Source organism: Streptomyces sp. a15 (assembly GCF_059026085.1).
Map to the genome: position 1 here is coordinate 58,094 of NZ_JBWLKM010000005.1, position 26,151 is coordinate 84,244.

General features: G+C 69.7%; 30 protein-coding genes and 2 other RNA genes. 26 read left to right on the forward strand and 6 right to left on the reverse strand.

Features of this window, described 5'->3' with window-relative positions; translation table 11 throughout:
• The first annotated feature begins 24 nt into the window (after positions 1–24).
• The 16 genes from AC5P09_RS07710 to AC5P09_RS07785 all read left to right on the forward strand — a co-directional run bounded on the left by AC5P09_RS07710 (position 25) and on the right by AC5P09_RS07785 (position 6,135).
• On the forward strand, positions 25–609 hold the full coding sequence (locus AC5P09_RS07710; protein ID WP_493873303.1) for a TerD family protein: 585 nt from the start codon (positions 25–27) through the stop codon (positions 607–609).
• 120 nt (positions 610–729) lie between these two features.
• The gene (locus AC5P09_RS07715) at positions 730–1,041 is read left to right on the forward strand and encodes a hypothetical protein (RefSeq protein ID WP_493873086.1); all 312 of its coding nucleotides are present in this window, start codon (positions 730–732) and stop codon (positions 1,039–1,041) included.
• Positions 1,040–1,103: hammerhead ribozyme type II (locus tag AC5P09_RS07720), an RNA gene on the forward strand. The genes AC5P09_RS07715 and AC5P09_RS07720 overlap by 2 nt, the downstream gene beginning before the upstream one ends.
• A 10-nt stretch (positions 1,104–1,113) precedes the next feature.
• Positions 1,114–1,476 (forward strand): hypothetical protein, encoded by a 363-nt coding sequence (locus AC5P09_RS07725; RefSeq protein WP_493873087.1) that lies wholly within the window; start codon positions 1,114–1,116, stop codon positions 1,474–1,476.
• An RNA gene (locus AC5P09_RS07730) (hammerhead ribozyme type II) lies at positions 1,475–1,539 on the forward strand. Before AC5P09_RS07725 ends, AC5P09_RS07730 begins: the two co-directional genes overlap by 2 nt.
• A gap of 9 nt (positions 1,540–1,548) precedes the next feature.
• Positions 1,549–1,716, forward strand: a complete 168-nt coding sequence (locus AC5P09_RS07735; RefSeq protein WP_493873088.1) for a hypothetical protein — start codon at positions 1,549–1,551, stop codon at positions 1,714–1,716.
• Positions 1,717–1,827: 111 nt separating this feature from the next.
• Complete coding sequence (locus AC5P09_RS07740; RefSeq protein ID WP_493873089.1) at positions 1,828–2,004, forward strand: hypothetical protein; 177 nt, start codon at positions 1,828–1,830, stop codon at positions 2,002–2,004.
• A 64-nt stretch (positions 2,005–2,068) separates the two neighbouring features.
• Positions 2,069–2,260 (forward strand): hypothetical protein, encoded by a 192-nt coding sequence (locus tag AC5P09_RS07745; protein ID WP_493873090.1) that lies wholly within the window; start codon positions 2,069–2,071, stop codon positions 2,258–2,260.
• A gap of 9 nt (positions 2,261–2,269) precedes the next feature.
• A complete protein-coding gene (locus tag AC5P09_RS07750) occupies positions 2,270–2,890 on the forward strand; it encodes a hypothetical protein (protein WP_493873091.1) in 621 nt (206 codons plus the stop codon).
• An 87-nt stretch (positions 2,891–2,977) separates the two neighbouring features.
• The gene (locus AC5P09_RS07755) at positions 2,978–3,745 is read left to right on the forward strand and encodes a hypothetical protein (protein ID WP_493873092.1); all 768 of its coding nucleotides are present in this window, start codon (positions 2,978–2,980) and stop codon (positions 3,743–3,745) included.
• Positions 3,746–3,815: 70 nt separating this feature from the next.
• Positions 3,816–4,025 carry a hypothetical protein gene (locus tag AC5P09_RS07760; protein ID WP_493873093.1) on the forward strand — a complete coding sequence of 70 codons (210 nt, stop codon included), beginning with the start codon at positions 3,816–3,818 and terminating at the stop codon, positions 4,023–4,025.
• Between the two features lie 256 nt (positions 4,026–4,281).
• The gene (locus AC5P09_RS07765) at positions 4,282–4,740 is read left to right on the forward strand and encodes a hypothetical protein (protein WP_493873094.1); all 459 of its coding nucleotides are present in this window, start codon (positions 4,282–4,284) and stop codon (positions 4,738–4,740) included.
• A 91-nt stretch (positions 4,741–4,831) separates the two neighbouring features.
• The gene (locus tag AC5P09_RS07770; protein WP_493873095.1) at positions 4,832–5,467 is read left to right on the forward strand and encodes a DUF2637 domain-containing protein; all 636 of its coding nucleotides are present in this window, start codon (positions 4,832–4,834) and stop codon (positions 5,465–5,467) included.
• Positions 5,468–5,476: 9 nt separating this feature from the next.
• Positions 5,477–5,686, forward strand: a complete 210-nt coding sequence (locus AC5P09_RS07775; protein ID WP_493873096.1) for a hypothetical protein — start codon at positions 5,477–5,479, stop codon at positions 5,684–5,686.
• 12 nt (positions 5,687–5,698) lie between these two features.
• Complete coding sequence (locus AC5P09_RS07780) at positions 5,699–5,902, forward strand: hypothetical protein (RefSeq protein WP_493873097.1); 204 nt, start codon at positions 5,699–5,701, stop codon at positions 5,900–5,902.
• Entirely contained in the window at positions 5,899–6,135 is a 237-nt protein-coding gene (locus tag AC5P09_RS07785; RefSeq protein WP_493873098.1) for a hypothetical protein, read from the forward strand. The genes AC5P09_RS07780 and AC5P09_RS07785 overlap by 4 nt, the downstream gene beginning before the upstream one ends.
• Positions 6,136–6,191: 56 nt before the next feature.
• Here AC5P09_RS07785 and AC5P09_RS07790 read toward each other — a convergent pair whose 3' ends face one another.
• The gene (locus AC5P09_RS07790) at positions 6,192–6,407 is read right to left on the reverse strand and encodes a DUF397 domain-containing protein (protein ID WP_493873099.1); all 216 of its coding nucleotides are present in this window, start codon (positions 6,405–6,407) and stop codon (positions 6,192–6,194) included.
• Positions 6,407–7,258, reverse strand: a complete 852-nt coding sequence (locus AC5P09_RS07795) for a helix-turn-helix domain-containing protein (RefSeq protein ID WP_493873100.1) — start codon at positions 7,256–7,258, stop codon at positions 6,407–6,409. Before AC5P09_RS07795 ends, AC5P09_RS07790 begins: the two co-directional genes overlap by 1 nt.
• Before the next feature lie 468 nt (positions 7,259–7,726).
• Between AC5P09_RS07795 and AC5P09_RS07800 the strand changes: the two genes are divergently transcribed.
• Positions 7,727–7,918, forward strand: coding sequence for a DUF7848 domain-containing protein (locus tag AC5P09_RS07800; protein WP_493873304.1), 192 nt, complete (start codon positions 7,727–7,729; stop codon positions 7,916–7,918).
• Positions 7,919–8,165: 247 nt separating this feature from the next.
• On the opposite strand, the gene AC5P09_RS07805 is transcribed toward AC5P09_RS07800, so the two are convergent.
• The gene (locus AC5P09_RS07805; RefSeq protein ID WP_493873101.1) at positions 8,166–8,978 is read right to left on the reverse strand and encodes a site-2 protease family protein; all 813 of its coding nucleotides are present in this window, start codon (positions 8,976–8,978) and stop codon (positions 8,166–8,168) included.
• 266 nt (positions 8,979–9,244) lie between these two features.
• On the opposite strand from AC5P09_RS07805, the gene AC5P09_RS07810 reads away from it, so the two are divergent.
• Positions 9,245–12,775, forward strand: a complete 3,531-nt coding sequence (locus AC5P09_RS07810; RefSeq protein WP_493873102.1) for an AfsR/SARP family transcriptional regulator — start codon at positions 9,245–9,247, stop codon at positions 12,773–12,775.
• 29 nt (positions 12,776–12,804) lie between these two features.
• Here AC5P09_RS07810 and AC5P09_RS07815 read toward each other — a convergent pair whose 3' ends face one another.
• The 3 genes from AC5P09_RS07815 to panB form a co-directional block, all read right to left on the reverse strand.
• Positions 12,805–13,626, reverse strand: a complete 822-nt coding sequence (locus AC5P09_RS07815) for an ABC transporter permease (protein ID WP_493873103.1) — start codon at positions 13,624–13,626, stop codon at positions 12,805–12,807.
• Positions 13,623–14,648: an ATP-binding cassette domain-containing protein gene (locus tag AC5P09_RS07820; RefSeq protein WP_493873104.1), complete on the reverse strand. Its 1,026-nt coding sequence runs from the start codon at positions 14,646–14,648 to the stop codon at positions 13,623–13,625. Before AC5P09_RS07820 ends, AC5P09_RS07815 begins: the two co-directional genes overlap by 4 nt.
• A gap of 230 nt (positions 14,649–14,878) precedes the next feature.
• The gene (gene panB / locus AC5P09_RS07825) at positions 14,879–15,754 is read right to left on the reverse strand and encodes a 3-methyl-2-oxobutanoate hydroxymethyltransferase (protein WP_493873105.1); all 876 of its coding nucleotides are present in this window, start codon (positions 15,752–15,754) and stop codon (positions 14,879–14,881) included.
• Positions 15,755–15,948: 194 nt separating this feature from the next.
• Here panB and AC5P09_RS07830 point away from each other — a divergent pair, with 194 nt between their 5' ends.
• From AC5P09_RS07830 to AC5P09_RS07865, 8 genes are all read left to right on the forward strand, one after another.
• Complete coding sequence (locus tag AC5P09_RS07830) at positions 15,949–17,538, forward strand: MFS transporter (protein ID WP_493873106.1); 1,590 nt, start codon at positions 15,949–15,951, stop codon at positions 17,536–17,538.
• Between the two features lie 51 nt (positions 17,539–17,589).
• Complete coding sequence (locus AC5P09_RS07835; RefSeq protein ID WP_493873107.1) at positions 17,590–18,237, forward strand: TetR/AcrR family transcriptional regulator; 648 nt, start codon at positions 17,590–17,592, stop codon at positions 18,235–18,237.
• 195 nt (positions 18,238–18,432) lie between these two features.
• Positions 18,433–19,482 (forward strand): endonuclease/exonuclease/phosphatase family protein, encoded by a 1,050-nt coding sequence (locus AC5P09_RS07840; RefSeq protein WP_493873108.1) that lies wholly within the window; start codon positions 18,433–18,435, stop codon positions 19,480–19,482.
• 100 nt (positions 19,483–19,582) lie between these two features.
• Positions 19,583–20,800: an MFS transporter gene (locus AC5P09_RS07845; RefSeq protein ID WP_493873109.1), complete on the forward strand. Its 1,218-nt coding sequence runs from the start codon at positions 19,583–19,585 to the stop codon at positions 20,798–20,800.
• 645 nt (positions 20,801–21,445) lie between these two features.
• Positions 21,446–21,892 carry a hypothetical protein gene (locus AC5P09_RS07850; RefSeq protein WP_493873110.1) on the forward strand — a complete coding sequence of 149 codons (447 nt, stop codon included), beginning with the start codon at positions 21,446–21,448 and terminating at the stop codon, positions 21,890–21,892.
• A gap of 68 nt (positions 21,893–21,960) precedes the next feature.
• A complete protein-coding gene (locus AC5P09_RS07855) occupies positions 21,961–23,397 on the forward strand; it encodes a PrsW family glutamic-type intramembrane protease (protein ID WP_493873111.1) in 1,437 nt (478 codons plus the stop codon).
• A complete protein-coding gene (locus AC5P09_RS07860; RefSeq protein ID WP_493873112.1) occupies positions 23,394–23,846 on the forward strand; it encodes a hypothetical protein in 453 nt (150 codons plus the stop codon). The genes AC5P09_RS07855 and AC5P09_RS07860 overlap by 4 nt, the downstream gene beginning before the upstream one ends.
• Before the next feature lie 239 nt (positions 23,847–24,085).
• Positions 24,086–26,125, forward strand: coding sequence for a hypothetical protein (locus AC5P09_RS07865; protein ID WP_493873113.1), 2,040 nt, complete (start codon positions 24,086–24,088; stop codon positions 26,123–26,125).
• Positions 26,126–26,151 lie beyond the last annotated feature (26 nt).

Here is a 26,151-nt window from a genome sequence, read left to right on the forward strand (position 1 = left end):
AGAGACATGACCACTGCACCCGCGATCCACACCCTCACCAAGGCCGACGGCCCCGCGGACCTCGACGGCGTCACGAAGATGGGTATCGGAGCCTCCTGGGACACCACCACGGGCGGATCTGGCGGACTGATGGGCTTCGCCCGTAAGACGCGCGGGACGGACCTCGACGCCTTCGCCATCCTCATGTCGGGCAACGATCCCGTCCGCTACGCCGGCCTCGACGTCACCGACCCCCTCCAGAACGGCGCCGTGACGTCGACGGGCGACAACCAGACCGGTCACGGCGAGGGGGATGACGAGCTCCTGGAGGTCGACTTCACCCGCGTCCCTCCGCAGGTGACGAGCGTCGTCTTCGTCTGCGCCGCGTACAAGCGAGGCAGCGACTTCCGCAAGGCCGCGAACGTCTCCTTCAAGGTCTACGACTCCTCGGGCGGCAGCACGGCGCAGGTGGCCGACATCTGGCCTTCGCTGCTCGGCTCCGGGAACGCTATCGCCGTCGCGAAGGCGTTCCGCGCCGGCTCCTCCTGGAAGCTGGAGGTCATCAACGAGCGCGGGACGATCCGGCAGGGAGATCAGGACAGCCTTCTGCGGTTCGCCGTCGGCAAGTAGCGCCAAACGTTTGTCGCTCCTGGGGTTGTGGTGGCCGACATAACTGTGCCATAGTCAGAGCAACGCAAGGCACTGACGGAAGGGGCGCTCCATACGGGGCGCCCCAGGGGAGGGGATGTTATGGCCACCATTACCGACTGGTCGGGTAAGGAAGTCACTGGCGTCCTCACCGACGTCCCTGGCAAGTGGGCGACCGTCCATGTGCGAGATGCGGGTTTCTCGCACTACGAGGCTGGTGACGACCTGATCCGGGCTCGGGTCGAGTACAGCCACAAGCGCGGTTACTGGATCTGGGAACTGTACTCGGGGTGCAGGTACGTGCCCGTTGACGACAACGAGTACCGCACTCCTAAGGCATGCACCACGGCACTCCAGGCTGTTCGTGCAGTGCAGCGCGCGGCACGGAAGCACCGTGTGGCGCAGTACTTCTAGCCGAAACGCCCTCCGGGGCGTCGGGTGGGATTGGTCTACCGGGCCTGACGAGGCAGATCACGAAGGGGAGAGATGGACACCAGGACGCAGATCACCGCGGAGGAACTGAGCAGCATCCCGCGGGCACGGGCAACGCGACTCTCATACGACTGGTCGCACTTCGGCCGCTACACGGTATGGATCGCGGAGGCGAGCTTCTTCGGGTGGTCTGTCATGACTGACTACGGCAAGCCCGGTCAGGAGGGCGTCGTCACCTCCCCACGGACCCGTGACAACTGCATAGCCGCCCTGGCGGACTACGTGCGGAACTACGGCAACCCGCAATGGGGCAACAACCTCGCCGTCGAGGAATGGGAGCCGGTGAGCGTCAAGCTCGATGCGTGGATCTCTCACACTCAGGCGCTGAACCTACCGTGGGCGCCTCTGCCTGAATAGCCGAAACGCCCTCCGTGGGGCGTCCGTAGGAAGTGGCCTGCCCGCGCTGACGGGCAGGCCGAAGGAGGAGAGATGGACCGCGAAGAGCTGGACGAGATGGGCACTGACGAGTTGCTGGATGTGCTCCGCACTCACACGGATGAGCTTCCGAGAGCGAGCACTTTTCGTCGGGCGTGGGTGCGTCTGGACCGGATCCTGACCGATGGCGGACCAGAGTGCCTGCCCGCCCCTTGGGAGTGAAGTACCCGCCCCGCTTAGGCATCGCCCACCAACCCGGCACCCCCAGTGCCGGCGGGCGCGCGGTTCGAATCCGCGGCGGGGCACACAGGAGATCTGAACGAAGGAGGAGCGATGAAGAGTCGTTGGGTTTTGCTGAGTCAGTGGGTGACCCTCCTGCTGCCGTTCCCGGCCCTGCTGCTGACGGTAGGGGTCGGATCGGTCGCGGCAGCCGTAATCGTGTTCGGCGTTCCGGTACTGATCATGGCGGCCGTTGTGGTCTGGGAGCTGACGGCCTACCCCGATCGCTAGCACCTCGCCTCGTCTCGAATCCGCGGCGGGGCACTTCGTAGCCACTTCCAACTCAGGAGCATCCATGCAGTTCGAGGAACACCACATCGTCGAGCACGTCAGGGCGGACGGAAAGGTCGACGTCGAGCAGTACGACGACGCGGAGGAGGCGCACCGGGAGTACCGCACCCTGGCCCGCATGCTCGCCCGCGGGGAGAAGGTAAAGCTCCACCGGTACACGACGGTCGTTCTCTTCTCGTCCGTCCGCGCGAAGTAAGGAGCAACCATGAGACGCGCCCACGCCATCCCTGCCGCAATCGTCGGACTCAGCATCTCCGCCGTGGCAGCCGTCGGCCTCATCTGCGCCCCCAACGCGCAGGCTCCGGAGTACCCGGCACTCGCCGACGTCGTCTCCGCGCCCGTTGTGACGCCCTCACCAGCCTCCCCGTCGCCGTACCGCCCGGAGCCGCGGAAGACGACGAGGACGGACCGCGACGGGAAGCGCGCGACACTGACGCCGTTGCCCTCCCCGAGCGTCGCCAGGCCGTCGACGACGCCCGCCACGACGCGGCCCATAGCCACGCCCCCGGCGGACATCCGGGTCAGCTTCTACCGCGACTGCACGGGCCACGCACAGGAGTGCATCGACGCAGGCTCGCTGACGATGTACGCGGGGCGGATCCTCGCCGGCCATAACTACATGGGGTATCAGTGGCTCTCGCGCGTCCCCGTCGGACGCACGGTGCGCGTCATCTCCGGCCCCCTCGCCGGGACGTACGAGGTGTACGGGCACCTGACGATAGGACGTCAGGGAGGCGCCATACCGTCGTTCGCGGGAAGCCCGGATCTCGTGCTTCAGTCCTGCGAGGGGAGCGGGACGGGGTTTTCGTTGCTGCACCGGAAGTAGCGTCAAACGTTTTGCGCTAGGTGTTGTGGTGGCCGACATAAGTCTGTCATAGTCAGAGCAACGCAAGGCACTCACGAAGGAGCGAACATGACCGCGACGCCCACCAACTTCCGAGAGACCCTCCTCCGCGTCGCGGGCGTCGAGCGCGTCATCCGCACGGAGCTCGGTGGCAAGATCCGCACCGTCAGGCAGTTGGAGGCGGCGCACCTGAAGGCCGTGAAGGCGGCCCTCGTCGAGATGCGGCAGGCAGGCGCTGCAAGTCTTCGCGAGCGTGCGTCGGCCGTGGGCGACGGAGGAGATGGCGCGTTCTCCAAGATGGCGGCACGCTGGGAGCGGGGCGTGTTTCCCAGCCACGGAACCTACGACGTGGCGGCGATGAAGAAGCCGTTCCCGCCCGTCCGGTTCACGGAGACAGTGCCGGAGTACCTCGTCGAGGTGGCCCCCGGCGAGTACGCCACGACGGAGGCCGCAGCGTCGATGGGCGCGACGGAGCGCGTCGACGAGGTTCTCCCCGGGTTGGCACCCTGCCGGTATGGAAAGGGGTGGACGTTGAACCATCTGGCCTCCGCCTCCGACGAGTACCCCAACGGGCGCCACATCGGCCCCCTGTTCAAGACCCGGGCACGGGCGCGAGAGGTGGCGATGACGGAGCTGGCACACCTCGACTTCACCCGCAGTGCAGAGGACTTGGTGGCCGACGAGCAGACGGCCGCAACGGTCAAGTACTTGAGATTGCGTGAGTTCGTCGCCGCCTCTACTCGCAACGCGTGGGCGGAGAGCGACCTCCGAGAGGCGGAGGCGAGGGTCACCGCTCTACGTGAGGCGGGGACGCCGGTCACGGCACTCGCCGCCTGACCCCCAGAGCCCCTGTCAATTACGGTGACAGGGGCTCTTCCTGTAACGCGAGACACTCGCAGGAGGAGCCATGGAATCCACCGAACTGCACATCACCGCACGCAACATCCGCCAGGGCGACGTCTTCACCCTTCACACCCACCAGCGCACGGCGCTCCGTGACGTGTGGCCCGTGATGACCCGTGGGCACGTCTACGTCCAGTTCGCAGGCGGGGGAGGGGCGACGATCCCCGCGGACAAGCCGCTGACCGTTACGCGCACCGTGGCGGATGCGGCATGACGTACCGCCTCACCTTCGAAGGTGGCCGCTCCTGCGTCCTCGACGACGTGGCACACCGTCACTTCCTCCGCCAGGCCATCCGGCGCCGGCACGAGTTGACGAGGGTCCGCCGCGGGTACGTGGTGACGCTGCCTGGTGGGAAGTTGGTCGCGCTGATCGCGGAGGGAGCGCAAAACGTTTGACGCTAGGTGTTGTGGTGGCCGACATAACTGTGTCATAGTCAGAGCAACGCGAAGCACTGACGGAGGGCGAGACGATGACCTACTTCATCCGAACCGAGAACGGCACCGCAGCCAACGTCACCAAGGAAGTCGGCCTGGCCGAAGCCAACCGCTGCATGATGGACGGCAAGCGCGAGGTGGCCGAGATGACCGCCGTGAGTGGCTTCTACATGATCTGGTACAAGGACGGCCGGAAGGTCACCCTGTCCCGCCAGGACGGCGGCATGCCCGAGCCCACCCCCGTCGAAGAGCCCGCCGCGGACGGCGTGCAGGAGTGGGGAACCGTGGCGGCGTCCATGCTGCTCCACAAGTTCCAGGGCGAAGGGCCGGCGGTGCAGGGTGCCGACTACCGGGCGAAGTGCCGTAAGAACATCCGATGGCACGCCCGGCCCATGTCGCAGACGGAGGGTCCGCGCCTGCGGAGTCGACACGAGATCGAGACGAGCGAGTACGCCCACCTCTACACCTTCTGCCCGCGCTGCGAGACGAAGTAGCCGGAGCCCCATCCGAGCCCCTGTCAATTCCGGTGACAGGGGCTCCGGCACACCAGCCACTCACACCGCCACGCACACGAACCGAGGAGCCATGAGAGCCCACCTGCGTCGCCTGGACCCCATCCTGATTCAGGCCGTCATCGCTGCCGCACTCTCCTTCGCCCACATCCACGACATTGCGGAGGCCGCAGGGCAGGGCGGATGGAAGGCATGGGCTTACCCCGTGAGCGTCGATCTGCTGATGGTCATGGCGTGGAAGCGAATCCGGACGCCCGACGTGCCGAAGGTGGGCGCGTGGTGCTGGTTCCTCGTCTCCCTCGCGGCGTCACTGGGGGCGAACATCGCGACGGCCGGTGTCCTCGACATGACCAACCTCCCCGTGCAGCTCCGCGTCCTCGTCGCCGGTTGGCCGGCCGTGGCGTTCCTCGGTGGCTCGCTCCTCGTCCACTCCGGCAAGGCGACCGACGAGGAGCCACAGGAGGCCGCTGGAGAGGCTGAGGGGGAGCCGGTGGATGAAGAGGTCGAGGAGGTCGTGAACGAGCCTCAGAAGCCCAACCTCGTCACCTACGCGGAGGCTGCCGCCGTTGCCGACGTCGACCCGGTGACTATCCGCGGAGCTGCCAACGGCCCGCGTGCAAGGCTGAGCAAATACCAGACCACTGACGGACCGCGCGTCGACCTCGACGAGGTCCGTAAGGTCTACAACCTGCGCCCTGCGGGCGTGTGAGGAGAGATCATGAGTGGCGCCATGCAGCCTGAAACGAAGATTACGCTCGGCTTCGCCATCGTCGGATGGCTGATCGAAGCCGTGGCCAGTGCCGCACTCCTGTTGGGCGACCCGGAGGCCATCAACGCCGTTGTGGGCGCGGGCGTCCCTACCGTTGCGTTCACCATCGTCGCCGTCCTCTCCCTGCGGGCGGACATGAAGCGCCCCGTAGGCGTGTGAGGAGAGGGAACGATGGAATCACTGATCGAAGGCGAAGACAACGGCCGTGTGACTGTTTGGGCGGGGGCCGTCACCCGCGTTCCTACGGGGCTGGTGCGTGTCCTCGTCAACGAGGAGATCAGCGAAGACGTGGGCGTTGTCGACTTCACCCCCGCGCAAGCCCGCGAACTCGCTGCCGCTCTCCTCCGCGCGGCCGACGAGGCGGAGGGACGATGACCTACCCGTCCATGCGCGACCCCGACGGGACGAAGCCGCCGTACGGCAGCCTGGAGTACTGGGCACGGTTCATGCGCGTCTACGGCATGCAGGGGCCCGACTTCCCGGCCGTACGCCCCGACACCCTGGACCGTGCCCGGGTGCGTGAGTTCGTCGAGCGGTTCAAGCGCGAAAACCCGCACCTCACGGCGACCGGACGAGACAAGCGGAACATCAAGCTTCCGCAGCAGTGACACTGATCAACAGGAAGGCCCCCGCCAACCGGCAGGGGCCTTCTTTGCGTTGTACGTCAGACGAGGTCGCCACGCTTCAGGGCGTCAACAAACAGCCCCCAGTGGGTGTCGCTGAAGACGACCGCCGGGCCGGCGGGCACCTTCGAGTCACGCACAGGGAGAGCTGCGGGGATGGCGCCGTCAGCGACCTGCACGCAGTCGCCCTGGTTGCCGCTCGCACGCGGCGATCGCCACACGAAGCCAGTGGCGGAGGCGTCAGGAATGATGGTCATTAGATCGTGTCCTTCAGTCGTTCGATGAGGTCGGCCGATTCGTCGAACGGAAGAGCCGCCGCGCGTAGCCGCTCGAAGGCACTCCCGTACCGACTGACTTCCGCAGGATCCTCGACGTACAGGGCGCCCGTCAGGTTCTCCAGGTACGCAACGTCGAGGTCTGCCGTCTCTGGAAACCCTATGACGGCGAAGCTGCCGAGCATCCCCACGTGGGGCGGTGCGTCAACCGGCAGCACCTGAATTGAGACCTGCGGAAGTACAGCGTGATCGAGCAGCTTCTGTAGTTGCTCTTTCATCATCTTCGGGTCGCTCTTGACCCGGGGACGGAGCGCAGCCTCGTGGATCACCGCCCAGAGCTCCAGCGGCTCCGGACGGGACAGCACGGACTGTCGAGCCATGCGCACTTGCGTCAGCGCGTTCACCTCGTCGGGGGTGGACGTCATGCTGAGGGCGTCGATCGTCGCGCGGGAGTATGCAGCCGTCTGGAGTAGTCCCGGGATGAGAGTTGACTGATACGTCCGCATCGACTTGGCGTCAGCCTCCAGGCTGATCAGGTCGGCGTAGGACGGTGAGATGGTGTCTCGGTACGTCTGCCACCATCCGCGGACGCTGCCGTGCCGGGCGATGGAGTGGAGGACGTCGCGCTTCGCGGCGTCGTCGACGCCGTAGAGGTCGAGGAGCGAGCCAAGATCGGCAGGCTTGATGCCGAGGCGGGCCAGCTCGATACGGTTGACTTTGGACGCCGGGAGCCCTACGCGGTCTGCGACGTCGCTCAGCTTCAGGTGGGCACCCTCGCGTAGCCGGCGCAGTTCACTGCCCAGCTGACGCTTACGAACTGTCGGCTCGCTCACCCTTCCCCCTCCCTGCTCGTTACACATCTTTCCGTCAGCCGCCTGACGTGGCTACAGCTTTCCACAGTGAACGCGACGACGAATCATCGTGAGTGCAATTTTGCAGAGTTGGTCGTTCGGGTTGCATTACCGGCTCTACTCTCGTCACACTGGCAGTGCCATTCCGCGCACAGTGGGTGATCACATGCAGGGATTAGGAGGCGTCGTGTCACGCCCTGAATCAAGAGAACTGCCGGCCGTCGGGACAGTCATGGTGGACACCGCTCGAAGTGTCATCGGTGAGTTCCGTGGTGTGGTCAGCGGCCGATACCTTCTGCGTCCCCGAGGGGGAGGGCGTGAATGGGACGTCGACCCGAAGTGGACGCGCGTCGCGACGGAAGAGGATCTCAACAGCGACTGGCTGACCAGTCAGCGAATCCTCTGGAGTGACGAGGTGCGGCGATGACGGCCACCTATCCTCCGCTGACGATGACCCTGGCGCCCACTGGCCTCCCGGTTCAGCAATTCGTCGAATGCGTGCGCTGCCTTGAGGCCAGCACGGACGAAAGCAGCGTCCAGGAGTGGACGTCTCAGCACCACTCCATACGCGTCGGGCACGACACATTCCGCACCGTCAGTACCGCGAGTTGGCGGCTCGTGCCGAGGAACAACACACCCTGAGCCCGCGGACTGGGCGCCTGTGCGTCCGGATCGCGGTGGGCGCGGCAGGGGCCGGACAGCTGGTGAGGTCGGCCCTCCCGGTCCCTGCATGCGTCCTGAACTTCTCGTCCCTGACCTAGCGCTGTCGAACAGGGACGAGGCGCCGCCCGTCGGTGGAGTCCCTGCCGCAGGGGACTGCCCGGGGCGGTATGGGCCCCGACCACTTCCTCCCCCGTGGAGGTGGGCGGGGCTTCTTCGTTTTCGCAGGTCAGGAAGTACAGCCGATGTTGGGTCCCACGTCCCGGATGAAGCTGAATACATAGTTGTATAGGTACTGACCGCAGTACGTCTCGAACTCATGGATCCCGAGGCTCTTCAGGATCGAGTCGACCACGTCGAAGAACACGCCGTTGACCGCCGGGAGCCACAGCAGCGCGAACACGAACAGCAGGCCGAAGGGCGCGAACGGCTCCACCTGGCGCTTGAGGTTGTACGACAGCCAGGGCTCGATGACGCCGTAGCCGTCCAGGCCCGGGACCGGCAGGGAGTTCAGGATCGCGGCGCTGATCTGGAGCAGGGCGAGGAAGGCGAGGGCCAGGCGGAAGTCGGCCGGCACGCCGTCCAGGGCGTCCAGCCAGAACGGGGCCGTGCAGACGATCGCGAACAGGACGTTCGTCAGCGGACCGGCCGCCGAGATCAGACTGTGCCGCCAGCGCCCCTGGATCCGGCCGCGCTCGATGAACACGGCACCGCCGGGCAGACCGATCCCGCCCATGATCACGAAGATCACGGGGAGCACGATGCTCAGCAGTGCGTGCGTGTACTTCAGCGGGTTCAGCGTGAGGTAGCCCTTCGCGCCGACCGAGATGTCGCCGCTGTGCAGGGCGGTGCGCGCGTGCGCGTACTCGTGCAGGCACAGCGAGACGATCCACGCGGCCGTCACGAACAGGAACACCGAGAATCCGGGCTGCTCGGCGAACCCGGTCCAGGTGGCCCAGCCGGTCACCGCCGTCACGGCGAGGATCCCGAGGAAGACGGGACTGATCCGCCGTTCACTGTGGCGGGTGGTGGCGGTGGTCATGGGGCTCCCTGGACTCTCGTGCACGCGGTGGGACTGCCCGACGGTACCGGGCGCACGGGGAAAACGTCTCGCGGTCCCCCAGGGGTTCCATGGAGGGTAGGGCTCATGGGGCTTGTGCACGTGTTCTACGGGGGGTCGGCAGCCGGACTGCGCGGAACCCGCCGACCCCCTGACCCGCTGAAGTGACGCCTCGTCCCCACCCCCGGCGCCGCGCGCCGCACCGCACCGCCGGAACCCCGTGACCGGCCCCGACGCCACCGGAGACAATGGACCCCGTGCGCTACCGCATCCTCGGCACCACCCAGGCCCTCCGCCCCGACGGCACGCCCGTCCCCGTAGGCGGGGCGCGGCTGCGTGCGCTGCTGACCGTGCTGGCGCTGCGGGCCGGACGGACCGTGCCCGCGGGGCTTCTGGTGGAGGAGGTGTGGGGGGACGGCGACCCGCCCGCCGACGCGACGGGCGCGCTGCAGGCGCTGGTCGGGCGGCTGCGGCGGGCGCTCGGCGCGGACGCGATCGCCTCGGTGGACGGCGGTTACCGCCTCACCGCCGCGCCCGACGACGTCGACCTGCACCGTTTCGAGCGGCTGGCCGACGAGGGCACCCGTGCGCTGGCCGACGGCGACCCCGCGAAGGCGGCCGTCGTCCTCGACGACGCCCTCGCCCTGTGGCGCGGCCCCGCCCTCGCCGACCTGCCCGACCGCACCGCCGAGGCGGCCCGCCGGCAGACCCGCCGCCTCGACGTCCTGCGCGCCCGCCACACCGCCGCCCTCGCCCTCGGCCACGCCGAACAGTCCCTGCCCGAACTGACCGCCCTGTGCGACACCCACCCCCTCGACGAACCCCTCCAGGCCCTGCGCCTGCGCGCCCTGCGCGACGCCGGCCGCACGGCGGAGGCGCTGGCCGCCTACGAGGCCGTACGACGGCTGCTGGGGGAGCGGCTCGGGGCGCACCCGGGCCCGGAACTGAGGGCGCTGTACGGGGAGTTGCTGCGGCCGGACGGCTCCGCGGCGTCGGCGCGTGGGCCTCGACCGGGCTCCGGCGTGCGGGCGACCGGGCCGTCCCGCGCGGCTGACGGGAGAAGCGGGGGCGACGGGGGCGACCCGTCCGTCCCGCCGTACGGCACCGCCGACGGGCGCGTGCACGGGCCGCTGCCAGGCGCAGCCGACGAGGGCGCGTTCGGTACGCCGTCCGGCGCCGGGGGCGGCCCGCAGGGCTTGTCCGGACATGGGGCGGCAGTCCACACCCCCGGCTCCCACACCCCCGGCGGACCCCTGCCCGCCCCCGTACCTCCGCCCCCGGGCAACCTCCGCGCCCGCCTCACCTCCTTCGTCGGCCGGGAGGCCGACATCGATGCCATCCGGGAGGATCTCGCCGCCGCCCGGCTCGTGACCCTGCTCGGGCCCGGTGGGGCCGGGAAGACGCGGCTCTCGCAGGAGGCCGCGGAGGCGGTGGGAGAGTCGGCGCGGGACGGGGTGTGGCTGGCCGAGCTCGCGCCGGTGGACGACCCGGAGGCCGTACCGGAGGCCGTGCTGACCGCCGTGGGGGCGCGGGAGACCGTGCTGTACGGCGCCGGGGCGGAGGCCATGCGGGCCGGGGGCGAGCGGCACGACGATCCCGTCGAGCGGCTCGCCGAGCACTGCGGCAGGCGCCGGATGCTGCTGATCCTCGACAACTGCGAGCACGTCGTGGAGGCCGCCGCCCGGCTGGTGGAGGAGTTGCTGGAGCGCTGCCCCGGTCTTACGGTGCTGGCCACCAGCCGCGAACCCCTCGGCGTACCGGGGGAGTTGCTGCGGCCCGTGGAGCCGTTGCCGGAGCCCGTCGCGCTCAGGCTGCTCGCCGAGCGCGGGGCCGCGGCCCGGCCCGGCTTCCGGATCGAGGACGACCCCGAGTCCTGCGCCGAGATCTGCCGGCGCCTGGACGGTCTGCCGCTGGCCATCGAGCTGGCCGCCGCCCGGCTGCGCCTGCTGACCCCGCGCCAGATCGCCGACCGGCTCGACGACCGCTTCCGGCTGCTCACCTCCGGCAGCCGTACGGTCCTGCCCCGCCAGCAGACACTCAGGGCGGTCGTCGACTGGTCCTGGGAACTGCTCGACGAGGGCGAACGGGACGTACTGCGGCGGCTGTCCGTCTTCGCCGGCGGCTGCGACCTCGCCGCCGCCGAGGCCGTCTGCGGACCCGCCGCCTTCGACGCACTCGGCTCGCTCGTCGACAAGTCCCTTGTCGTGGCCGCCCCTTCGGGCGACGCGGGCATGCGCTACCGGCTCCTGGAGACCGTCGCCGAGTACGCGGGCGAACGGCTCGACGAGGCCGGGGCCCGGGAGGAGGCCGAGCGCGCGCATCTGACGTACTACCGGGAACTCGCCCGCACCACCGACCCGTTGCTCCGGGGCGCCGGCCAACGCGCGGCCATCGCCCGGCTGGAGCGCGAGGGCGAGAACATCCGCCTCGCGCTGACGCACGCCGTCGCGGCGGGCGACGAGCAGGAGGCGCTGTGTCTGGTCCTGTCCATGTGCTGGTACTGGCAGATGCGCGACCTGCGCCTGGCCGCCCGCAACTGGTCGCGCGAGGTGCTGGCCCTCGGCCCCGACCCGTTCGCGGCGCCCGTCCGCCCCGCCGCCCCGCTGTGGGAGCGCTGCACGCAGGTTCCGCTCCCGTGGACCGGCGAGGTCCTCGAAGAGGCCCGGCGCGGTGTCCACCTCGTCCATCTCGCCTGCATGGACATGGAGATGGACGCCTGGCAGACCCCGCAGGCGCAGGAGAAGCTGCGGGTGATCGCCCGGACCTACCGGCCCGGGCTGCCGCAGACCTGCCGCAACCCCGGCTCCCTCTGGTTCTTCGCCGTCATGCTCACCGGCGACATGGGCAAGGTGCGCGAGGTGATCGACGCCAGTGTCCGTACCTGCCGCGACGCGCCGGACTACGAGTGGGAGCTCGCCGCCAGTCTGCACATGCGAGCCAACCTGCTCGCCAACCGCACCGACTGGGCGGGCGACGCGACCCGCGACGCCGACGAGGCGCTGGAGATCTACCGGCGCCTGGGCGACCTCTGGGGCATCGCCGAGGCGCTCTCCGCACGCGGCGAGGCCCGGGAACGCAGCGGCGAGTACCGGCTTGCCGCCGCCGACTTCGAGGCGGCGATCGCGCAGGCGGAGCGGCTCGGCGCCCGCGCCCAGAAGGGGGTGCTCTCCGCCCGGCTGGGCAGCGCGCTGATCGAGGCCGGCGCGGCCGAGCGCGGCGAGCGCCTGCTGCGCGAGGTGATCGACAGCAACGAGGGCTCGGGCAACGAGGCGATGCCCGCCGCCCGGCTCTTCCTCGCCGGCCGGCTCGGGATGACCGACCGGATCCCCGAGGCACGCGAACAACTCCGGCTGCTGCGCGAGGAGTTCAAGCTCGCCCTGTTCGTGATCTTCGATGCCTACATCCTCGGGGCGGAGGCCTGGCTGGACGCTCTGGACGACCGGCACGAGGACGCTCTGACCAAGGTCCGGCGGGCGCTGCAGCAGGCCGACGACCCGCTGGCCATCGCCATCGCGCCGTCGATGCGCTCCTCCTACCTGGTCACCGCCGCGACGGCCCTCGCCGGTCTCGACGGCGGACACCGCGCCCGTGACGCCGCCCGCTGCATGGGCGCCGCCGAGACCCTGCTGCCGCCCCGCCATTTCATGTCGGCCATGGAACGCGAGATTCGCGGCCGGGCCGAGCAGCTGACCCGCGCCGCGCTCGGCGACGAGGCGTACGAGGCGGCGTACGCCGAGGGCGGCGGCCTCTCCTTCGCGGAGGCCGCCGCCCTGGTCTGACGCGCACCCGTCGTGCTGCGGGCGTCGGGTCAGGCCTTGGTCCGGAACTTGTGGATGGCGACCGGCGCCATCACCGCCGTGATGGCCGCCGACCAGGCGAGGGTCAGCCACACGTCGTGCGCGGCCGGACCGCCCACCATCAGTCCGCGCGCGGCGTCCGCGAGCGCGGACAGCGGGTTGTAGTCGGTGAAGTTCTGCAGCCAGCCCGGCATCGACTGGGTCGGCGCGAAGATCGACGAGCCGAACTGCAGCGGCATCAGCACCAGGAAGCCCATGGCCTGCACGGACTGCGCGTTCTTCATCACCACGCCGAGCGTGAGGAACACCCACATCAGGGCCGAGCCGAAGACGGCGGACAGCCCCACGGCGGCGAGCAGACCGGTCCAGTTGGTGATGTCGAAGCCCACCAGCACGCCGACGATCATCAGGACCACGGTCGCGAACAGCATCCGCATCAGTTCCACCGCGATCTTGGCGAACAGCACCGAGCCGCGCCCGATCGGCAGGGACCGGAAGCGGTCCATGACACCGGTGTTGAAGTCCTGGTTGAAGCCGGTGCCGACCCCCTGGGCCATGTTCATGCCCATCATGGCCATCAGACCCGGCACGACGTACTGCACGTACGCCTCCTGCCCACCGCCGAGCGACTGCCCGATGGACCCGCCGAAGACGTACACGAACAGCAGCGTGAAGATGACCGGGAACAGGATGGCGTCGAACATCGACTCCGGGTCCTGGCGGATCCACAGCAGGTTGCGGCGGACCAGCGCACCGGTGTGGCGCAGATGGCCGCGCAGCGGGATCCGGGCGTCTGCCCCGAGGTCGGTCGGGGCGAGTGCGGTGGCGCTCATACGGCGACCTCCTGGCGGTCGTCGGCGGGCGGGGCGTCCTGCGGGGCACTGGCGCGGTGGCCGGTGAGGGACAGGAACACCTCGTCCAGGCTGGGCAGTTCGGTGCTGATGGAGGAGAGCGTGATGCCGCGCGCGGTGACCGCGCCGACCACGGCGGTCAGCTGCTCGTCGCTGAGGATCGGGACCAGGGCGGCACCGCGTTCGGTGTCCACGGTGGTGGACGCGAGGCCGATGATGCCCAGCTCGTCGAGATGGGCGGCCAGGGGGCGCAGCTGCAGCGGGTCGAGCGGGCGGATGCGCAGGGTACGGCCGCCGACCTTCGCCTTCAGCTCCTCGATCGCGCCGTTCGCGATCACCTTGCCGCGGTCGACGACCGTCAGCTCCGAGGCGAGCTGCTCGGCCTCCTCCATGTACTGCGTGGTGAGCAGGACGGTGACGCCGTCGCCGACCATCCGCTTCACCTCGTCCCACACCTCGTTGCGGGTACGCGGGTCCAGACCGGTCGTCGGTTCGTCCAGGTAGAGCACGGCCGGGTGTCCGATCAGCGACGCGGCGAGGTCCAGCCGCCGCCGCATGCCGCCCGAGTACGTCGCCGCCGGACGCTTGGCCGCCTCGGTGAGCGAGAACCGCTCCAGCAGTTCGTCGGCCCGCGCGCGGGCGTCCTTGCGCGGCAGGTCCAGGAGCCTGCCGATCATGTACAGGTTCTCCCAGCCGGGGAGCTTCTCGTCCACGGAGGCGTACTGCCCGGTCAGTCCGATCACCCGGCGCAGCTGCCGGGGCTGCCGTACGACGTCGTAGCCGACGACGGTCGCCTGTCCGGCGTCGGGCTGGATCAGGGTGGACAGGATCCGCACGAGCGTGGTCTTCCCGGCCCCGTTCGGCCCGAGCACCCCCATCACGGTGCCCTCCCGCACATCCAGGTCGACCCCGTCCAGCGCCTTGGTCTCGCCGTAGTGCTTGACCAGCCCCCGCACGGTCACGGCGCTGCCGGCGCCACTGGGGTTCTTGTCGATTCGCGTCATGGGGACGACCTTGTCAGTCCCCACCGACAAACGACCGACAGTCCGCCGACAGCCACCTACAGGGCACCGACGGCTGGGTCTGTTGGTGCACCTCTCGGCCAACCGAGACGGGTGGTGGGTGGGCACAGGCCGGGGGTCTGGGGGCGGAGCCCCCAGGGACGGTCGGAGCCCGGACGGCAACAGCCCGCCGACGGGGGAAGATCGGCGGGCTGCAGTGGTGCCGCAGTGGCTCAGTGGACGCTGTGCTCCTCGAGCGGGAACGTCCCGCCCACCACGTCCTCAGCGAACGCCTTCGCCGCGTCCCCCATCACCTCACGCAGATTCGCGTACTGCTTCACGAACTTCGGCATCCGCCCCCCGGTCAGCCCGAGCATGTCCGTCCACACCAGCACCTGCGCGTCCGTCTCCGGACCCGCGCCGATCCCGACGGTCGGAATGTGCAGTACCCGCGTCACCTCGGCCGCCAGCTCCGCCGGAACCAGCTCCAGGACCACCGCGAACGCGCCCGCGTCCTGCACGGCCTTCGCGTCCCGCAGCAGCTGCTGGGCCGCCTCCTCGCCGCGCCCCTGGACGCGGTAGCCCATGGCGTTGACGGACTGGGGGGTCAGCCCGATGTGGGCCATCACGGGGATGCCGGACTCCACCAGCAGCTCGATCTGCCGGTGCGAGCGCTCGCCGCCCTCCAGCTTCACGGCCCCGACCCCGGCCTCCTTCACCAGCCGGGTCGCCGAGCGCAGCGCCTGCACCGGACCCTCCTGGTAGGAGCCGAAGGGCAGGTCGCCGACGATCAGGGCGCGCTGCGTGCCGCGTACGACCGCCGCGGAGAGCATGGTCATCTCGTCGAGGGTGACGGGCACGGTGCTCTCGTACCCGAGGTGACAGTTGCCCGCCGAGTCGCCGACGAGCATGACCGGGATGCCGGCCTCGTCGAAGACGGACGCGGTCATCGCGTCGTACGCGGTGAGCATGGGCCACTTCTCGCCGCGCTCCTTGGCGGCGGCGATGTCGCGAACGGTGATACGGCGCGTGCCCTTGCCCCCGTACAGCGCCTTGCTGCCGTCGGAGGGCTTCTGCTGCGCAGGCTGGGCAGCCGAAAGCTGCGTCATTGCAACGGCTCCTTCAGTCATCTCGAGGCGCCCTTACGGCGTCCCCGGATCCCCTCCATGGTGGCACCTCGTGCCAGGGAGGGCTAGGGGAGGGCCCGCGGAGGTCCGGGTGACGGGTTCCGGCACGTAAGAGCTGGGTAAAATATTTACGATACGAGACGGTGCCGTATCGAAATAGACCTACGCTCGAACGCATGACTACCGCAGTTCCTGACTCCCGGTCCCGGATACCGGAAGCGGTGCACCGGCGCCGCTGGCTGATCCTCGGCGTCCTGATGCTGAGTCTGTTGATCGTGGTGCTCGACAACTCGATCCTGAACGTCGCCATCAAGACGATCTCGACACCCGCCCCCACCGGCCTGGGCGCCACCCAGGGCGAGCTGGAGTGGGCGATCAACGCGTACACCCTGGTCTTCGCCGGCCTGCTGTTCAGCGCCGGCCTGTTCGGCGACCGGCTCGGCCGCAAGAAGGTCCTGATGGGCGGGCTCGTCGTGTTCGGCATCGGCTCCGCCCTCGCCGCCTCCTCCGGCTCACCGGGCGAGCTGATCACCTTCCGCGCGCTGATGGGTCTCGGCGCCGCCTTCGTGATGCCGGCCACCCTCGCCGTCCTGATGAACGTCTTCGAGCGCGAGGAGCAGCCCAAAGCCATCGGGATCTGGGCCGGTGGCGTCGGTCTGGCCATCGCCATCGGGCCGATCACCGGCGGTGTGCTGCTCGACCACTTCTGGTGGGGCTCGGTCTTCCTCATCAACGTGCCGATCGTCGTCATCGCCGTCGCGCTGATGCTGTGGCTGGTGCCCGACTCCCGCGACCCGAACCCCGGCCGGCTCGACCCCGTCGGCGTCGTGCTGTCCGTCGTCGGCCTCGTCCTGCTCGTCTACGGCATCATCAAGGGCGGCCAGATCGCCGACTTCACCGACCCGACGGTTCTGGCGACCATCGCCGCCGGTGTCCTGGTCCTCGTCGCCTTCGTCGTGTTCGAGAAGCGCAGCAGCCACCCGTCCATCGACGTCACCTACTTCCGCAACAAGGTCTTCTCGGCCGCGATCGCCGCCATCGCGCTGGTCTTCTTCGCGCTGATGGGCGTGACCTTCTTCTCGGTCTTCTACACCCAGAGCGTGCGCGGCTACTCCCCGCTGCAGACCGGTCTGCTGATGCTGCCGCTGGCCGCCGCCCAGATGATCTTCGCGCCGCGCGCCCGGTTGCTCGTCGACCGCTTCGGCTACAAGGCCACCACCACGGCCGGCATGCTGATCATCGCCGCGATGCTGGCCGCGTTCGCCACGCTGGAGGCGGACACCCCGATCTGGATCCTCGAGGTGATCTTCTTCCTCATGGGCACCGGCATGGCCCACATCATGACGCCGGTCAGCGTCGTCATCATGCAGGCCCTGCCTCGCGAGAAGGCCGGCTCCGCCTCCGCGCTCAGCAACACCTTCCGCCAGGTCGGCGGCGCGCTGGGCATCGCCGTACTCGGCTCGGTGCTGTCCACGGCGTACCGCGGCGGCATCGAGGACAAGCTGGGCGCGCTGCCCGCCGGCCTGCGCCACACCGCGGGGGAGTCCATCGAGTCGACCCTGGGTGCCGCCGCGAAGCTCGGCCCCAGGGGCGAGGCACTCGTCGGCTCCGCCAACGACGCGTTCCTGCACGCCATGCACGTCACGGCGCTGTGGGGAGCGGGCGTGGCGGTCGTCGGCGCGGTCGTCGTCGCCCTGTACCTGCCGGGGAAGGTGTCGGCGCCCCGGCGGGACGAGGAGGAGCAGGAGTTGGTGGCGGCGGAATAGCGGCCGTACACGGGGGAGAATCACCCCAGGCCACAGAAGGGACCAGCGAACGTGAGCAGCCTCGCCGACAGCCGACCCGCGCAGGACGGCCCCGCACGGGGGCGTCCCCGCAGCGAGGCCGTGGAGCGCGCCATCGTCGAGGCGGTGATGAAGCTCCTGGAGGAGGGCGTTCCGCTCGCCGAGCTGTCCATCGAGCGCATCGCCCGTACCGCGGGCGTCGGCAAGGCCACCATCTACCGCCGCTGGAGCGGCAAGGAGGAACTCTTCGTCGACGTCGTGCGCACGGCGGAGCCGGCGGACCCGGAACTCCCCGGCACGTCGATGCGCGACGACCTCGTGGCCCTCCTCGAACAACTGCGCCAACGTGGGCTGATGACCCGCTCGTCCGCGCTTCTGCACAGCGTCTACGCCCAGATGAAGAGCAGCCCGAAGGTCTGGGCCGCCTACCACGCGACCGTCATCGCACCGCGCCGCCGGATCCAGATCGACGTGCTGCGTCGCGGACAGGAGAACGGCGAGCTGCGCGGGGACATCGACGTCGAGCTGATGAACGACATGTTCGCGGGCCCCATGCTCGTACGCACCGTCATGCGCCCGGACGCCGATCTCCCGGCGGGCCTGTCCGAACAGATCGTCGACATGGTGCTGGAAGGCCTACGGCCCGTCAGTTCACCGCCCGTCAGTTCGCCCTCCGCGTAGGGCTGTCCCGCCCCCGTGTGCGCGTTTCGTCACAGAGGGCGCTTTCCCCCGGCGTGACCGGAACTCGCGGCGCCGACTTGTACGTCCTCGTGCCCGTACGGCCGTCATGGGACGGCAGGAACAGCGGCGATCATCCCCTAGGGTCGTAGGACACGGGGGGCGAACGGTGTGCACGGCAGGCAGTGAGGCGACGGTATGGCGCAGCAGGCGTACATGACGGAGACGGACAACGGAGGCTCGGGACCCGAGCGCCGGGGAGCCCGATTCCGGCGCCTGACGGACCGCCTCCTGGCCGGCTGGCGCGGTGACAAGCGCATCTGGCGCCGCGGCCTGGTCGTCGCCACGCTCGCGGTGCTGGTCGCCCTGGTCATGCTGCTGCACGCGCAGATCCCCAACCGCGTCGGCAACCTCGGCAGCCTCATCGAGACCTTCCTGCCCTGGCTGGGTCTGACCGTGCCGGTGCTGCTGGTCCTCGCCCTGGTACGGAAGTCCGCGACCGCCCTGGTCGCGGTGCTGCTCGCGTCGGTCGTCTGGCTGAACCTCTTCGGCGGCCTCCTCAGCGACAAGGCCGCAGGCGGCGGTGACCTCACCATGGCCACGCACAACGTCAACGCCGACAACTCCGACCCCTCCGGCACCGCCCGCGACGTCGCCGCCTCCGGCGCGGACGTGGTCGCCCTGGAGGAGCTGACGGACGCGGCGGTCCCGACGTACGAGAAGGCGCTGGCGTCGACGTACAAGTACCACTCGGTGCAGGGCACCGTCGGGCTGTGGAGCAAGTACCCGCTCACCGGGGTCCGTCCCGTCGACATCAAGCTGGGCTGGACACGCGCCATGCGTGCCACGGTGACCACGCCCGCCGGGCAGGTCGCGGTGTACGTCGCCCATCTCCCGTCGGTACGGGTGAAGCTGGAGGCCGGGTTCACGGCCCGGCAGCGCGACAAGAGCGCCGACGCCCTCGGCGAGGCCATCGCCGACGAGAAGCTGACCAGGGTCGTGCTGCTCGGCGACCTGAACGGCACCATGAACGACCGCTCGCTCAACGCCGTCACCGCCCAGATGCGTTCCACGCAGGGCGCGGCGGGCAGCGGCTTCGGGTTCAGCTGGCCGGCGTCGTTCCCGATGGCGCGGATCGACCAGATCATGGTGAAGGGCATCGAGCCGCTGAGCTCCTGGACGCTTCCGCGGACCGGGAGCGACCACCTTCCGGTGGCCGCGCGTGTGAACGTCGACACGTCATCCTGACGTCACCTGCTGGAATACCGGCCGAGGGAGTCTTTGTTCCGTACTTGAACATATGCTTCGTACGGAACTCCGCTCTCCCTCGAAAGGCAATGGTCCCCTCATGCCCCTGGCCCTGCTCGCCCTCGCCGTGGGCGCCTTCGGCATCGGTACGACCGAGTTCGTGATGATGGGCCTGCTGCCCGACGTCGCGGACGACCTGAACATCTCGCTCCCCGAGGCCGGCCATCTGGTCTCCGCGTACGCGCTGGGCGTGGTCGTCGGTGCCCCGCTGCTCGCCGCGGTCACCGCGCGCATGTCCCGCCGCAAGGTCCTGATCGGCCTGATGGTCCTGTTCGTGGCCGGCAACGCGCTCTCCGCCTTCGCCCCCGACTACCACTGGCTCCTGGCGGCCCGCTTCCTCAGCGGCCTCCCGCACGGCGCCTTCTTCGGCGTGGGTGCCGTCGTCGCCACGACGATGGTGGCGCCGGAGCGCAAGGCCCGCTCGGTCTCCCTGATGTTCCTCGGCCTCACCGTCGCCAACATCGCGGGCGTGCCCGTCGCCACGCTCATGGGCCAGCAGCTGGGCTGGCGGGCGACCTTCCTCGGCGTCAGCACGATCGGCGTGGTCGCCATCGCGGCCCTGGCCAAGCTCATCCCGCACGACGACGCCCACGCCCCGCGCGTCGGCGTCCGCGGCGAACTCGCCGCCCTGCGCTCCCTCCCGGTCTGGCTGGCGCTCGGCACGACCGTCGCCGGCTTCGGAGCCCTCTTCGCCGCGTACAGCTACATCACGCCCATGCTCACCGACGCCGCCGGCTTCGCCGACTCCAGCGTGACGCTGCTGCTGGCGCTGTTCGGCGTCGGCGCGACCGCCGGCAACCTGCTGGGCGGACGCCTCGCCGACCACTCCCTGCGGGGCACGCTGTTCGGCGGACTGATCGCCCTGGTGGCCGTGTTGGCGCTGTTCCCGCTGCTCATGAGCGCGGAGTGGAGCGCGGGCCTGGCGGTCGTGCTGCTCGGCACGGCGGCGTTCGTGACCGGCTCGCCGTTGCAGCTGATGGTGATGGAGAAGGCCTCGGCCGCCCCGTCCCTGGCGTCCTCCGCGAACCAGGCGGCGTTCAACCTGGCCAACGCCGGGGGTGCGTGGATCGGGGGCGTCGCGCTGGCCGCGGGGTTCGGGGTGACGTCTCCGGCGCTGGCCGGGGCGGGGCTGGCCGTGCTCGGTCTTTCGGTGGCCGGGGCGGCGTACGTCGTGGATCGCCGCCAGGCGCCTTCGACGGTTCGGGAACGGCTGGTCGCGTCGCATGTCCCCCAGGACATGGAGGCGGCGCGGCACTGACGTGCATCGCCCGGCGTCTCAGGGCGGCGGGGGTTCGGGGCGCGGCCGGACCGCGGGATACCGGAGCGGCCGTCAGGAGCCACACCCCGGTCCAGCTACTGGACCGGGGTTGCCGGCGACCTGAGGCAGCCGGCGCCCGTCGGACGCCGCGGGGCGACGGTCCATGACCGTGGCTCCGGTCGTCGCATCGGTGGGGGGCAGCCGCCACGACAAGGGACGGCGTCACCGAACCGGTGACCGGCGGGTGATGGCGGCCCGCTCTCGGTCGCGGCCGGGTGCCCCCACCGGAGTTGGGTGCCCCCACCGAAGCCGGGCGAGCGTCACTGGGCCGCTGCTGCGACTCGGCGTCTGGACGTGATGGCCGCGCGGTCCCGCTGGTGAGGGCGGTCATGCGCGGACCACTCCGGTCCACGGCGGAGAGCATGCCCGCCCATGACTGACAGCGCCTTGTGAAGTCGACCGTCGTTCCGGAACACCGGATTTTTACGCGTTGAGTAACAGTACGTGACGTGAACTGCCATCACCGTGCGCCCTGTTGGCCATACTGGTGTGATCACGTCAAGTCCGCTGCGTCTGAAGGCCGTTCAGCCGACCGCGCGGCAACGCACGGACTTCACCAACGTTCGGGAAGTACGGGGGAGGGCCATGACAGCCGACGCGAACGAGCCCGGTCCGGTCACCGAGCCACCGGACGACACGGAAGCAGGCCCACCCGGCGGGCCCGAACACGGGCCCCGGCCCTATGTGCGGCTGATGACCGCGATCGGCGGGATCGGGTTCGCCGCCGCCGTGGTCGCCGCGATCGTCGGCCTCTCCGCCGACACGGTGCTCCCGTTGCCGGAGACCATGCCGTCCATGCCGACTCCCGGGCAGACCTCTCTGCCGAGCGGATTCCCCACCGAGTTGCCCTCCGGTCTCCCGACCGACTACACGATCCCGACGCCCCTGCCGAGCGACTTCCCCACCGACCTGCCCACGGACTTCCCCACGGACGGCATGCCGAGCTTGCCCACGGACTTCCCCAGCATGCCGAGTCTCCCCTCGGACTTTCCCAGTCTGCCCGAGCTTCCGCAGGCCGGAGGTGCCTCATGATCCTGGCAGCCGGAGTCGTACCGCCCATGCCCGACAGGCCTCCCACGCGTGTGCCCCGGAACGGGACGGTGGGTGCCATCGTCGTGGCGCTCGCACTGTCCGTGGCGTACGGGCTCGGCCAGATCCTCTTCTGGACCGCACCGGACATCACCTCGAACTCGTCCTGGATCAGGCTGTTCCTGCTGCCCGAGCCGACGCCCTTCAAGGTGACGCGGGTCCTCCTCCTGATCGGCTGGGGCACCGCGGCCCTGCTCGGCCTCGGCCTGGTGCTCACCCGGCGCGGCGGCACACCGGAGGGGGACCTCACGGCCCTTGCCCGGGCCGAACGCACCACCCGCGCCTGCCAGTTCGGCATCCTCGCCGCCCTGCTGCTGCCCTTCGCGGCGATGCCGCTGGCCAGCATGGGCGGCAATCTGCCGCAGCTGCTGCTCTGCCTGCCACCCACGTCGGCGGCTCTCCTCCTCGTCCACCGGGTGCAGCTCTACCGGCGGATGCCCGGATGGCTGCTGCTGACCGGATTCGGGTGGGGAGCGCTGATCGGCGGCGGGTTCGGCCTCGTCATGATCACCTGGTTCCAGCGGTCCATGCCCGGCTACTTCACCTCCCGCTACTGGGATCGCCCCCAGGACAGCGTCCGCGAGCTCTACACCCTGTTCCCCTTCAGCTCGGCCCTCGTGACCGAACTCGGCAAGGCGGCCGGAGTCGCCGTCCTCTTCCTGCTCTTCCGCCGGCACATCGACGGCGTGGTCTCGGGAGTGGTCCTCGGCGCAGCCGTCGGACTCGGCTTCAACCTCACGGAGACGGTCCACTACCTGGGCTTCGTCAACCCGGACCACCACTTCACCCAGTTCTGGGACCGGCAGGTGGTCGGACTGATGACGGTGCACGTGGCGTTCACCGCGCTCGCGGGCGCCGGAATCGGCGCGGCCCGCTGGCTCCCCGCCCGCCGGGACCGGTTGCTGGTCGTCGGCGGTGGACTGCTGGCCGCGGTGGGCGGGCACTTCGAGACGGACGTGGTGCTGATGCAGCTCGACCTGCGCAGGGCGGACTGGTACTCCAACGAGACTCTCGGTCTGCTCGTCGGCATCCCGGTGATGACGGTCATCACCTCGGGGGTGTTCGTGGCGCTGTACGTGCTGATCCTGCGCCGCGGGCTCAAGGCCCAGGCCGCGGGGCTGGCCCATGCGCTGCACAGGGAGGCCGCCTTGGGCCACGGTGCGGTCACCGAGCCGGAGATCGGGCTGCTGCTCTCGCCGCGCCGCCGCCTCCTGCTGGAGCTGCGGGTGTGGCGCCGCGACGGTACGGCAGGGCTGCGGCACCTCCTGCGATTCCAGCAGGCACAGCTCGACCTCGCCGTCCAGAGCCGGCACCGCGAACGTCCCGGCGCCGACTCCTTCATCCCGCCGGAGCGGCAACTGCGGGATCGAGTACTGGAATTGAAGGGTGTGGGTGCTCCCACATCCTCGGGAACACCCTCGCTGCCCGCCCGGGAGGCACTGTCATGATCGCTCCCCGTACCGTGCGGCTGTCCGCTCTGGCCGCCGCCACCGCACTGCTCGTCCTCGGCACACCCTCGCCCGCCTCCGCGGAGTGCGCGGCCCCCACGTACCACGGTGGTCTGCCCCTGCGGGTCGGAGAGTGCCCCGAGGGAGTCGCCGGCGGTGCGGCGGCCGGAGTGTGGGCGTTCCTCGTCCTCGCCGCCGGGTTGTGGCTCGCCTCCGCGCTCTCCCGGTCGCGGGCCGCCACGGACGCCGATCTGGCCGCGATCGACGAGGTGTTCAGCCAGGGGGCGGCCGGTGGACCGACGGAGGAAGCGGAAGAGGGACAGGAAGAAGGACAGGAAGAAGGAGAGGGAGAGGGAGACGGCGGGGGCTCCGGCGGGGGTACGCCCCCGTCCCCCTCCGCGTCCCCGTCCCCGGAAGGCGGACGGTACCGGAAGGCGGACGGTAGATGAGGCCGCTCATCGGACGCACGCGGTTCGGACGTCCATGGTTACGAGGACTGACGGCGCTGTTCCTGGCGCTGCTGGTGTCGCTCGGAGCGGTGCAGCCCGGGGCGGCCGACACAGAGCGGCCACCCGGGGCGGCGGAGGGGGTCGACCTGTCGGGGCAGAAGGGAAACCCCCTGCTGAAACCGGTACTCCGGTCCATCGCAGAGCTGCGCTTTCTCCTGCGCGAAATACGGAACGGGTCGTTGAGCGAAGTGATGCGCGTGGGGGACAGGGACCTGGCCTTCGACCCGAGCCGCAACGGCGCGGTCGTCTACCTCGACCCGTCGCTTCTGACCGCTGCCCAGATCGCTCAGGTCATGGAGGAGACCAACCTCGATGTCACGGGCGGTGAGGCGTGGCGGACAACCCCCGCCACGCTCGATTCCGTTCGGGCCTATCTGAAGCCCGAGGTCGTCCGGAGGCTGGAGCGCGGGGGCTTGAGCCACGTCATCGCTGTCAGCGCGTTGAACGTCAAGAACGAAGAGCATTCCGAGAAGGTCGTCCAACAGATCCTGGACAGGAACAAGATCGGTAAGGAAGCCGTGATCCTGGGCGGCTCCGAACGTCAGCAGTGTGAGCGATGCGCCCGTCTGTACCCACCCGACGTCCCGACCGTCTACGCGCGCAGGTACGGCCTCAGTGTCGACGACGTCGCCCACGAGAAGAAGGCCATCGAGCAAGCGCGCCGGGAAGCCGCGCCCTCGGGCCCCAAGGCGCAGAACCGGGAGGAAGCGAAGGTAAGAGAGCAGTTCAAGCTGTTGCGGGAGGCCCGCGGCAACGACGCCTACAAGCAACTGGAACTCGACTTCCGACAGGTGCGGAGGGAGCTGGCGAAGGAACGCGGCTCCCTGCTCGCCACCGTTTTTGTCCATCCCACGGATTGCCCACCCGCGAACGCCCAGTCACAGCGGCAGTCGCTCGTCCTCGTGGCGGCAGCCGAAGCCGCCGGTCCATGCCACCCCGAGGACTCCACCGACTCCGCACGCGCCGGCACAGGCCTGGGCGGCATGCTTGCCGCCCCCGGCATGGGCAACGGCGGCATCGACTTCTCCAGCATGGAGCTGCGCTACCTCTCGGACCCCGGTGACGGAAGCGGTCTGCAGTACTCGTTCAGTGCCGACTTCAACCCCCTGAAGGGGGACGCCCGCACCTCCACCGGCCGCGCGGCCGCGTCTCAGAGCTCCGACGCCTTCTTCGTCTGGCTCTCCCTCAACCCCTCGGACTTCTGGGTCAACCTCAACCCCAACGAGCCGGACCGCATCGTCGACGACCAGCTGGGGCGTACGGACGCCGGACGCGTCCTGCTGGAGGCCGATCTGCGGATGAAGAAGACCGTCGGCGAGCTGATCCATCCCCACACCGCGCTCGGCAAGAGGTTCTGGGACGGTGTCCAGGGCGACTGCATGTCGTTCCGCAACTGGATCCTGCCGGCGCCCGCATCGGTGCACCAGGACGGCGACAAGCTCTACATCCTCGACGCGCCGCTCGACGTCAAAATGGAGACCGAGTACCTGGAGCGGCTCGGGGAGTCCGACACCGCCACGTGCCCCGAGCAGGACCAGGCCACCGAGGACCGCAACGAGGAGCACTTCCGCAGCCTCATCCTCCCCGAGCTCAAGCACGCCATCAACACCGCGCCCGAGTACGCCGCGCTGCGCCGTGTCTATCTCGCCCGGGTCGCAGCCGAGTGGTACCGCGAGCTGAGCCGGGCCAAGGACACCACGTACGGCGACCTCATCGACACCGGCGAGGTCGACGACTGGCAGACCACCGCCGACTGGAAGCCCACCGACACCTTCGACCGGTACGTCGACTCGTACGAGAAGGGCGAGTTCAAGGTCACCGACAGGACCACCAGCGGTGACACCACCTATGTACGCACCTATGTCTACGGCGGTGTCGACCTCACCGACCTGTCCGTCAAGAAGGTCGCGGACGAGCGCTTCACCGCGGACTTCGCCGGGCTCCCGGACAGCATCGACCGTTCGCTGAAGGCGCCGTCGTCCGCCGACGGGGACGACACCGTCTGGCTCGGCTCACCCACTCCGCGCCAGGCGGCCGGCCTCGTCCCGCCCGAGGAGCCCGTGTCGGCCGGCACCTGGGCGCTGCGCCTGCTCCCAGTGCTCCTGCTCCCGCTGCTCGTGCTGCTGTGGCGGCGCCGGCGCCGTCTGAACACCGCCGCTCAGGCAAGCCCCCTGCGGCGCGCCGCGACGGGGAGCGGCGGGGGAGAGAGGGGACGGTGACCGAGCCGCCGTCCCCGCGCACCGCC

Coding starts and splice junctions, on each gene's coding strand:
- AC5P09_RS07715 (WP_493873086.1), top strand. CDS start 730: ATGGCCACCATTACCGACTGGTCGGGTAAGGAAGTCACTGGCGTCCTC.
- AC5P09_RS07725 (WP_493873087.1), top strand. CDS start 1,114: ATGGACACCAGGACGCAGATCACCGCGGAGGAACTGAGCAGCATCCCG.
- AC5P09_RS07735 (WP_493873088.1), top strand. CDS start 1,549: ATGGACCGCGAAGAGCTGGACGAGATGGGCACTGACGAGTTGCTGGAT.
- AC5P09_RS07740 (WP_493873089.1), top strand. CDS start 1,828: ATGAAGAGTCGTTGGGTTTTGCTGAGTCAGTGGGTGACCCTCCTGCTG.
- AC5P09_RS07745 (WP_493873090.1), top strand. CDS start 2,069: ATGCAGTTCGAGGAACACCACATCGTCGAGCACGTCAGGGCGGACGGA.
- AC5P09_RS07750 (WP_493873091.1), top strand. CDS start 2,270: ATGAGACGCGCCCACGCCATCCCTGCCGCAATCGTCGGACTCAGCATC.
- AC5P09_RS07755 (WP_493873092.1), top strand. CDS start 2,978: ATGACCGCGACGCCCACCAACTTCCGAGAGACCCTCCTCCGCGTCGCG.
- AC5P09_RS07760 (WP_493873093.1), top strand. CDS start 3,816: ATGGAATCCACCGAACTGCACATCACCGCACGCAACATCCGCCAGGGC.
- AC5P09_RS07765 (WP_493873094.1), top strand. CDS start 4,282: ATGACCTACTTCATCCGAACCGAGAACGGCACCGCAGCCAACGTCACC.
- AC5P09_RS07770 (WP_493873095.1), top strand. CDS start 4,832: ATGAGAGCCCACCTGCGTCGCCTGGACCCCATCCTGATTCAGGCCGTC.
- AC5P09_RS07775 (WP_493873096.1), top strand. CDS start 5,477: ATGAGTGGCGCCATGCAGCCTGAAACGAAGATTACGCTCGGCTTCGCC.
- AC5P09_RS07780 (WP_493873097.1), top strand. CDS start 5,699: ATGGAATCACTGATCGAAGGCGAAGACAACGGCCGTGTGACTGTTTGG.
- AC5P09_RS07785 (WP_493873098.1), top strand. CDS start 5,899: ATGACCTACCCGTCCATGCGCGACCCCGACGGGACGAAGCCGCCGTAC.
- AC5P09_RS07790 (WP_493873099.1), bottom strand. CDS start 6,407: ATGACCATCATTCCTGACGCCTCCGCCACTGGCTTCGTGTGGCGATCG.
- AC5P09_RS07800 (WP_493873304.1), top strand. CDS start 7,727: ATGACCCTGGCGCCCACTGGCCTCCCGGTTCAGCAATTCGTCGAATGC.
- AC5P09_RS07805 (WP_493873101.1), bottom strand. CDS start 8,978: ATGACCACCGCCACCACCCGCCACAGTGAACGGCGGATCAGTCCCGTC.
- AC5P09_RS07810 (WP_493873102.1), top strand. CDS start 9,245: ATGGACCCCGTGCGCTACCGCATCCTCGGCACCACCCAGGCCCTCCGC.
- AC5P09_RS07815 (WP_493873103.1), bottom strand. CDS start 13,626: ATGAGCGCCACCGCACTCGCCCCGACCGACCTCGGGGCAGACGCCCGG.
- AC5P09_RS07820 (WP_493873104.1), bottom strand. CDS start 14,648: ATGACGCGAATCGACAAGAACCCCAGTGGCGCCGGCAGCGCCGTGACC.
- panB (WP_493873105.1), bottom strand. CDS start 15,754: ATGACGCAGCTTTCGGCTGCCCAGCCTGCGCAGCAGAAGCCCTCCGAC.
- AC5P09_RS07830 (WP_493873106.1), top strand. CDS start 15,949: ATGACTACCGCAGTTCCTGACTCCCGGTCCCGGATACCGGAAGCGGTG.
- AC5P09_RS07840 (WP_493873108.1), top strand. CDS start 18,433: ATGGCGCAGCAGGCGTACATGACGGAGACGGACAACGGAGGCTCGGGA.
- AC5P09_RS07845 (WP_493873109.1), top strand. CDS start 19,583: ATGCCCCTGGCCCTGCTCGCCCTCGCCGTGGGCGCCTTCGGCATCGGT.
- AC5P09_RS07850 (WP_493873110.1), top strand. CDS start 21,446: ATGACAGCCGACGCGAACGAGCCCGGTCCGGTCACCGAGCCACCGGAC.
- AC5P09_RS07860 (WP_493873112.1), top strand. CDS start 23,394: ATGATCGCTCCCCGTACCGTGCGGCTGTCCGCTCTGGCCGCCGCCACC.